The sequence below is a fragment of the Faecalibacterium sp. Marseille-Q4137 genome, assembly GCF_017377535.1.
In the GTDB taxonomy this organism is placed as follows: Bacteria; Bacillota; Clostridia; order Oscillospirales; family Ruminococcaceae; genus Faecalibacterium; species Faecalibacterium duncaniae.
In genome coordinates this window covers 1-6,905 of record NZ_JAFREK010000072.1, presented here as the reverse complement: position 1 = coordinate 6,905, position 6,905 = coordinate 1, and the positions used below count along the sequence as shown (strand labels likewise).

Annotated in this window: 9 protein-coding genes and 1 pseudogene; 5 read left to right on the top strand and 5 right to left on the bottom strand. The window is 41.0% G+C overall.

Going from position 1 to position 6,905, the window contains the following annotated elements:
* Window positions 1-62: 62 nt before the first annotated feature.
* The 5 genes from J3353_RS15355 to J3353_RS16430 all read right to left on the bottom strand — a co-directional run bounded on the left by J3353_RS15355 (window position 63) and on the right by J3353_RS16430 (window position 3,725).
* Window positions 63-872, bottom strand: a complete 810-nt coding sequence (locus J3353_RS15355) for an ABC transporter permease (protein ID WP_069432110.1) — start codon at window positions 870-872, stop codon at window positions 63-65.
* Window positions 865-1,791, bottom strand: a complete 927-nt coding sequence (locus J3353_RS15350) for an ABC transporter ATP-binding protein (protein WP_016728878.1) — start codon at window positions 1,789-1,791, stop codon at window positions 865-867. The genes J3353_RS15355 and J3353_RS15350 overlap by 8 nt, the downstream gene beginning before the upstream one ends.
* 136 nt (window positions 1,792-1,927) lie before the next feature.
* The gene (locus J3353_RS15345; RefSeq protein WP_069432109.1) at window positions 1,928-2,845 is read right to left on the bottom strand and encodes a sensor histidine kinase KdpD; all 918 of its coding nucleotides are present in this window, start codon (window positions 2,843-2,845) and stop codon (window positions 1,928-1,930) included.
* A 6-nt stretch (window positions 2,846-2,851) separates the two neighbouring features.
* Window positions 2,852-3,544 (bottom strand): response regulator transcription factor, encoded by a 693-nt coding sequence (locus J3353_RS15340; protein WP_021360404.1) that lies wholly within the window; start codon window positions 3,542-3,544, stop codon window positions 2,852-2,854.
* Window positions 3,537-3,725: a helix-turn-helix domain-containing protein gene (locus J3353_RS16430; protein WP_009905249.1), complete on the bottom strand. Its 189-nt coding sequence runs from the start codon at window positions 3,723-3,725 to the stop codon at window positions 3,537-3,539. The genes J3353_RS15340 and J3353_RS16430 overlap by 8 nt, the downstream gene beginning before the upstream one ends.
* Window positions 3,726-3,886: 161 nt before the next feature.
* On the opposite strand from J3353_RS16430, the gene J3353_RS15335 reads away from it, so the two are divergent.
* The 5 genes and pseudogenes from J3353_RS15335 to J3353_RS16425 form a co-directional block, all read left to right on the top strand.
* On the top strand, window positions 3,887-4,240 hold the full coding sequence (locus J3353_RS15335; protein ID WP_016728880.1) for a helix-turn-helix domain-containing protein: 354 nt from the start codon (window positions 3,887-3,889) through the stop codon (window positions 4,238-4,240).
* Between the two features lie 248 nt (window positions 4,241-4,488).
* Window positions 4,489-4,818: a plasmid mobilization relaxosome protein MobC gene (gene mobC / locus J3353_RS15330; RefSeq protein WP_009905253.1), complete on the top strand. Its 330-nt coding sequence runs from the start codon at window positions 4,489-4,491 to the stop codon at window positions 4,816-4,818.
* Window positions 4,779-6,128: a relaxase/mobilization nuclease domain-containing protein gene (locus tag J3353_RS15325; RefSeq protein ID WP_069432108.1), complete on the top strand. Its 1,350-nt coding sequence runs from the start codon at window positions 4,779-4,781 to the stop codon at window positions 6,126-6,128. The genes mobC and J3353_RS15325 overlap by 40 nt, the downstream gene beginning before the upstream one ends.
* A gap of 92 nt (window positions 6,129-6,220) precedes the next feature.
* Window positions 6,221-6,451 carry a helix-turn-helix domain-containing protein gene (locus J3353_RS15320; protein ID WP_011861102.1) on the top strand — a complete coding sequence of 77 codons (231 nt, stop codon included), beginning with the start codon at window positions 6,221-6,223 and terminating at the stop codon, window positions 6,449-6,451.
* A 4-nt stretch (window positions 6,452-6,455) separates the two neighbouring features.
* A pseudogene (locus J3353_RS16425) lies at window positions 6,456-6,905 on the top strand (DUF6050 family protein); the annotation flags it as partial.

Genomic DNA, 6,905 nt, shown 5'->3' with positions numbered 1-6,905 from the left:
TTTTATTACAGAATATCGTTTTAATTTTAAAAATTCAGTTTTTATTATATTTCTCATATCTTTTACCTCGTCCATTTTTTATAAAAGCGAATTATCAGCCACAAAGAAAGTACAACTGTAATTGCCATAATAAAAATTGTATGGAAAGTAGTTGGTACAATCGCATAGGCTTCCGGCAAAAGATTATCTTTTTGCAAATTATCCATCATTAAGCCGCTTGTCCAGTTCATAACACATATAACCGGAAAAGAATTTAAGAAAGCAATTTTGGCAGCACTTATAGATGTCCCAATCGTTCCCAGTATGCCCCAGTTAAAAATGGAATAAAAAAAAGCAAGCAGGATAGAAAGTAAAAAACTTTTGTTAAAGTAAATAATTAAAAATACAATCGGTAAAGAAGCTGCTACGATAAGAACTCCAAAAATAAGGCTCATAAATATCTTATAAGTCATACCGTAAACCATTCCTACATGAAACAATTTACAAAACAACGCAACAGACAATGTGCTTATCAGACAAAATGCAACGCTGAAAATAAAGAGCATAGAAATTTTTGCCATAATGAGTTGTGTATTTGTAACTGGAATTGTTCTAAGGTTTTTGGAAGTATCACAATCTCTTTCTATAAAAAACAAAATAGCGGCAATGATACCAATTAGACATGGAAGCAAAAAAACTAAACCATATCCCAACATCATTGTATAGACATAATCAAATCGGGTTTGAAGATAGTGTTCTGTTGTATCTGCACCAGTTCCCGCCTTTGCCATATATGCCAAAATCAACGGAAAAAATAACGACAATGACATCAGTGCATACAACAGTCTTTTTCGCTTTAATTTCCAAAATTCGCACTTAATCAGTTTAAGCAATTCCTTCGCCTCCTGTCACACGCTTGAAGTAATCTTCAAGACTTTCTTCACAAGTATGGGCTTCTGATACCTCCAATCCATTTTCTACAAAAGCAGTCACGATTTTTCCTACGGACAAATCAAGATTATGCAAGCGTAAATTGTGGTCGTCCTGTATAGAGAAATGACTCTCATGGAAAGTACGCTCTAAAATTCTTGCTGCCTGTGCGGTATCAGAAAGAGTAAATCGGATATGTTTGCTGCTTTTTTGTTCCAGTTCCGCAAGACTTTCTTCTTCCAATAGTGCGCCATGGTCGATAATTCCAATATCATCTGCTAGCAAAGAAATCTCCGAAAGGATATGACTGGAAATTAAAATTGTTTTTCCCTTTGTATCGCAAAGCTCGCGAATAAAAGAACGTACTTCTGCAATTCCAATCGGGTCAAGCCCATTGATAGGTTCATCTAAAATCAGAAGTTCAGGGTCGTGCATAACTGCAAGTGCAATCGCAAGCCGTTGTTTCATACCAAGAGAATACTGGGAAAACAGTTTTTTGTCTTTATAAGGCAATCCTACCAAATCCAATGTGTTTTTAATTGAATGACGGTTGGGTATGCCCCGTAAGGTAGCAAAAATTTGTAAGTTTTCCGTAGCAGTCAAATTAGGGTAAAAACCGGGTGACTCAATCAGACTACCGATACGGGGCAACAATTTCTTTTCATTCCCCTGCAAAGACTTTCCCCATATTTTAACTTCGCCGGAAGTTGGCTTTGTCAATCCAAGTAGCATTTTCATAGTGGTCGTTTTTCCGGCTCCGTTTCTTCCAAGCAGTCCGTAAATTCTCCCTTTCTGCACATGAATATTTAAGTCAGCGACACTCTTTTGTGAGCCGTACTGTTTGGTAAGATTTTTTGTTTCAATGATATAATTTTTGTCCATATTCAAACCTCCTGTTCTGTAAACTATTCTATCATACCAACCTTGCATTAACCTTGCCGCAACCTTGCATTAACCTTGCAATTTGAAATATTGTCCCAAAAATAATTAAGGCTCCCGTCAAAAGAACGGGAGAACCTTAATTTGCTAAGGGAAAAAGCAAAGTAAATTCCGTTCCTGTTCCCTGTGTGCTATTTGCTGTTATTGTGCCGTTCATTTTTTCTACAAGTTGGTGTGCGATAGAAAGCCCAAGACCGCTGCCTTTTTCAGACCGTCCCTTATCGCATTTATAGAGCCGTTCAAAAATATGCTTCAAATCTTCTTTTTCAATCCCTATTCCATTATCTGCTAATCGGATTTGCATATTTTTTTCCTGCTTTGATAGGATTATTTCTATTTTATCCGCATGACTGTGAGAAATTACATTCTGAATAAGATTGTTCAATATCCGCATATAGCCGTCCGTATCAAGTTTTACCCGGAAAGGCTGTTCGGGAATATCAATATTGTAATCTATCTGCTTATCTTCAAATATGGGTATCCAGTCAATCAAGATATTTCGTGTCAGCTCCGCAGCTTCAACAATATTTATATCCATAGCAAACTCATTAGAATTTAATTTGAACCAGTCAAAAAGAACATCAATATATTCTTTCAAATCGTGAGCTTTGCGGCGGGCTGTTTCGATATAGTCGTCCCTGTCTTTTCCTGTAACAATTCCTTTATGTGCAGCGTCAAGATACCCAATAAGCGTTGTAAGCGGTGTCCGAACATCATGGGAAAGACTTGTCATAAGCTGTCGGTTTGTTTCTTCTGTCTGCCGGACAGTAGAAAGCCTGCTCTCATAAGACACAACAATCTCATTTATTTCATAGGCAAGAGGGGCTACCAGTTCATTTGTTGCAGATAAAATACGTCTGTTTCCATTTCCGTTTTTTACATCAATCAATGCGTCTGTTATCTCGGCTATCTGTTTTTTAACACGTCGAATAGCAAAGCAGGAAACAAGAATAGAGAAAAGTGCAATTATTATGGATAGAAAAATGACTGCTTCCATAGAAAATCAAACCTCCTTGTTAAAACGATAACCGATACCTTTAATCGTTTGAATATATTTTGGACTTCCGGGATTTACCTCTAATTTCTTGCGAAGTCGGCTGATAATCGCCATAATGTTGCTGTCATCATAGAAATATTCCTCTCTCCACACTTCTTCATAAATCTGTTGCTTTGTCAGAATTTTCCCTTGATTTTTCGCGCAGTATAAGAGTAAGTCAAATTCTTTTGGAGGCAATTCAAAAGTTCCATTTTCCGTAGTAACAGAACGATTTTCAATATCAATTTTCAACCCGTCAAATTCAAGTTGCTGTGATATTCCGTCCTGTTGATTGAAACGGGTATAACGGCGTATAAGGGAAACGATACGGGCTATCAGTTCGTCCATGTCAAAAGGTTTTGTCAAATAATCATCAGCTCCTGCCCTTAAACCGCGTACTTTAGAAGCACTGTCATTTTTTGATGTAAACATCAAAATCGGCAGGCTGCTTTCTTTTCTAATTTCTTCCAATGTTTCAAATCCGTCCATACCAGGCATCATAACGTCCAGTATCACAAGTTGATATTCTCTCTCTTTTAATTTTTGTAATCCCTCTTTTCCCGTATTACAAAAATCAGCTTCTATATCTTCTGATAGCACGCTGCGTTTAATCAGCGCACAAAGTTCCTTATCATCATCTATAATCAAAACTTTATTCATGGTATAGCTCCTTTCCTTGTTTGGTTCTACCGTCAATCGGTTTTTCCGCGTCTTTTGGTATCAACCACATATACCCAAGTTTTGAAACACCCTGTATGCGTTTCTCCCTGCAAAGTATCTGTACCCGCCTTTCAGAAATTCCCCACTTCTTTGCTGCTTCGGGGCAAGACATATATTCCATAACAACACCCGTCCTTTCTGAAAATCTTATCATAATAATTATAGTCGGACACACGAACAATAGCAAGTATATAAATATGAATTATTATGGCTATTTAGTGGAACTGTATAGACATATCCAAAGAGAAAGGGGAACAGTAAAATGTAACTGGGTGAATAAATATGGCAAAAAGACCGGTAGAAAAATATGACTTCAAGGCATTTGGAGAAGCTATAAAAGCTGCGCGGACGGGGCGCAAAGAAAGCCGCAAACAGGTAAGTGATGAAATGTATATTTCTCCTCGCTATCTTGCAAATATCGAAAACAAAGGACAGCACCCCAGTCTGCAAATCTTTTTTGAGCTTATGCTTCGTTACAATATATCCGTAGACCAGTTTCTTTTAGATACGCCCACCCAAAAAGATACAAAGCGGCGGCAGCTCGACGCTCTCCTTGATGATATGAGCGATAATGGCATACGGATTGTAACGGCAACTGCAAAAGAAATTTCAGAAGTCGAAAAAGAGGACAAATAAATGTGTCCGGCAAATTGAATATGATTTAGGAAGCGTTGTAATCTTTACAGATTGCAGCGTTTTTCTTTTGCTCTTTTTTGGCATATAGAGCATTGCGTTGTAGTAACCAGTGAGGAAAAAACTTTCGTAGCAAGCATAGGAAAAGAGTACCCTTTTCCGTATTTTCTCCCTCCCGTCCTGCGGTGCGTCGGTTGAAAATTGCTTGTTGGGAAGTGTCCCAAACCCTCGGAACGGAAAGGAGTGATTGCATGAATGGACGCAAAAGAAAAGTACAAATCAAATTCTATGTAACAGAGGAAGAACGGGCATTGATTGAGCAGAAAATGAAGCTCGTCCCCACCCGGAACATGGCGGCGTATCTTCGCAAGATTGCCATTGACGGGTATATCATTCAGACAGACCATAGCGACATAAAAGCCATGACAGCGGAGATACAGAAAATCGGGGTCAATATCAATCAGATTGCAAAGCGTGTCAACGCGACAGGCAGCGTCTACCAAGAGGACATAGAGGAAATAAAGGGGGTGCTTGCGGAGATATGGCGGTTACAAAGATTAAGCCTATTAAAAGCACGTTGAGCAAAGCCCTTGACTATATCCAAAACCCGGATAAAACAGACGGGAAAACGCTTGTGTCCTCCTTTGGGTGCAGCTATGAAACGGCAGATATTGAGTTTGGATTTACGCTTGCACAAGCCATAGAGAAAGGGAACAATCTCGCCCACCATTTGATACAGTCCTTTGAGCCGGGGGAAGTGGATTATGAGAAAGCCCACGAAATCGGGAAACAGCTTGCCGACGCGGTAACAAAGGGACAGCATGAATACGTCTTAACTACCCACATAGACAAAGGGCATATCCATAACCATATCATTTTTTGTGCGGTCAATTTTGTTGACTACCACAAATACAATTCCAATAAACGCAGCTACTATGGCATACGGAACATGAGCGATAAGCTGTGCCGGGAAAACGGGCTGTCCGTTGTCGTTCCGGGTAAGGGCAGCAAGGGAAAAAGCTATGCAGAATATCAAGCGGAAAAGGTCGGTGCAAGTTGGAAAGGCAAGCTGAAAATTACCGTTGATACGCTTATCCCCCAAGTGGCAAGTTTTGAAGAATTGTTGCAGCGGTTACAGGCAGCGGGCTATGAGATAAAGCCGGGAAAATATATCTCCTGCCGCGCTCCGGGACAGGAACGGTTTACCCGCTTAAAAACCCTCGGTGCAGATTATACAGAGGAAGCAATCAAAGAACGGATAGAGGGCAAGCGCACAAAGGCGGCGAAAGCTCCCAAAGAGCAGCGCGGCGTATCGCTGCTTATTGACATTGAAAACAGTATCAAGGCAGCGCAGAGCCGGGGCTATGAACAGTGGGCGAAAATCCATAATCTGAAACTGGCTGCAAAGACTATGAATTTCTTGACAGAACATAAGATTGAGCAGTACGCAGATTTAGTCAGCCGGATTGAGGAAGTAAATGCGGAAAATGAAAAGACAGCAGACGCATTAAAGAGCGTGGAGAAACGTCTTGCAAACATGGCGGTGCTGATGAAGCACGTTACCACCTACCAAAAGACAAAACCTGTCTATGAAGCATACCGCAGGGCAAAGGATAAGGACGCATACCGGGCAAAGCAGGAAAGCAGTCTGATACTCCATGAAGCAGCGGCAAAGGCACTAAAAACGGCGGGCGTTTCCAAGCTCCCGAATGTCGCCGCGCTACAAGTAGACTATGAAAAGCTCCGGGAACAGAAAGAAGCCCTTTACGCGGACTATGGCAAACTGAAAAAACAGGTCAAAGAGTACGACGTTATCAAACAGAACATAGACAGCATTTTACGGCAGCCAAGAGAGCCGGAACGGGAAAAAGGGAAAGAACGCGGGGAGTAGTTTTGTTCATACTTGTGTGATATAATAGTTCCTATCAAAGACAGTAGCCACATACTAAAGTGATACATTTTCAGCAAAGGAAGTGTCAGAAAATGGAACAGGAAATGCCGGACTATGAAACGATATGCGCTGCCGTTGTGGGCGAAAAATGGGCGTTGGAAAAGGTGCTTGATTGTTACGGCGACGAAATCAACCGCCTTGCAATGGTAAAAAAGTGTCAGCCGGACGGGACTATCAAAGAGGAAATCGACGAAGATTTACGGCAAACACTCATAATGAAACTGTTAGAAGCTATCCCACAATTTCCAATGGAAAAGGAGTGATACCATGACACGCGGAGAAATTTGGAAAGACTTTTTCAAGAGAAACGTTTTGCCCGCCGTTATTGCATTGTTTTTATTCTTCATGTTCAAGAACATCTTTACAGAGGACGGGTAGACCAATTACTTTTATGTATGGCTGTGCTGCGGTATCCCCTTTGGCATTCGCCGTATGTTCGTATGGCTTGTACCGCATGGATATGACATAGCTGGAACGGTGGGTATCGTTGCCATTAACTTCATTTTGGACGGCATTATCGGCGGGGGCATTTTAATATGGCGGCCTTTTCTTTCTTTCGGGGATATCCCCCCTATGATCTGTCTCTTTTACACAACTCCGAGGCCACGAGACCTCTCTCCATCCCGCTTTCCGGCCTCTTGTTTTGAAAAAAAAAACAGCACCACGTCTCACCCATGTCTCCTAGCCTCCGCACCAAGCGCATCATGCGGCTGCGCA

What these genes read in the sequence shown, in the direction of transcription:
- J3353_RS15350 (WP_016728878.1), bottom strand. Translation starts at nt 1,791, where the DNA reads ATGGACAAAAATTATATCATTGAAACAAAAAATCTTACCAAACAGTAC.
- J3353_RS15345 (WP_069432109.1), bottom strand. Translation starts at nt 2,845, where the DNA reads ATGGAAGCAGTCATTTTTCTATCCATAATAATTGCACTTTTCTCTATT.
- J3353_RS15340 (WP_021360404.1), bottom strand. Translation starts at nt 3,544, where the DNA reads ATGAATAAAGTTTTGATTATAGATGATGATAAGGAACTTTGTGCGCTG.
- J3353_RS16430 (WP_009905249.1), bottom strand. Translation starts at nt 3,725, where the DNA reads ATGGAATATATGTCTTGCCCCGAAGCAGCAAAGAAGTGGGGAATTTCT.
- J3353_RS15335 (WP_016728880.1), top strand. Translation starts at nt 3,887, where the DNA reads ATGGCAAAAAGACCGGTAGAAAAATATGACTTCAAGGCATTTGGAGAA.
- mobC (WP_009905253.1), top strand. Translation starts at nt 4,489, where the DNA reads ATGAATGGACGCAAAAGAAAAGTACAAATCAAATTCTATGTAACAGAG.
- J3353_RS15325 (WP_069432108.1), top strand. Translation starts at nt 4,779, where the DNA reads ATGGCGGTTACAAAGATTAAGCCTATTAAAAGCACGTTGAGCAAAGCC.
- J3353_RS15320 (WP_011861102.1), top strand. Translation starts at nt 6,221, where the DNA reads ATGGAACAGGAAATGCCGGACTATGAAACGATATGCGCTGCCGTTGTG.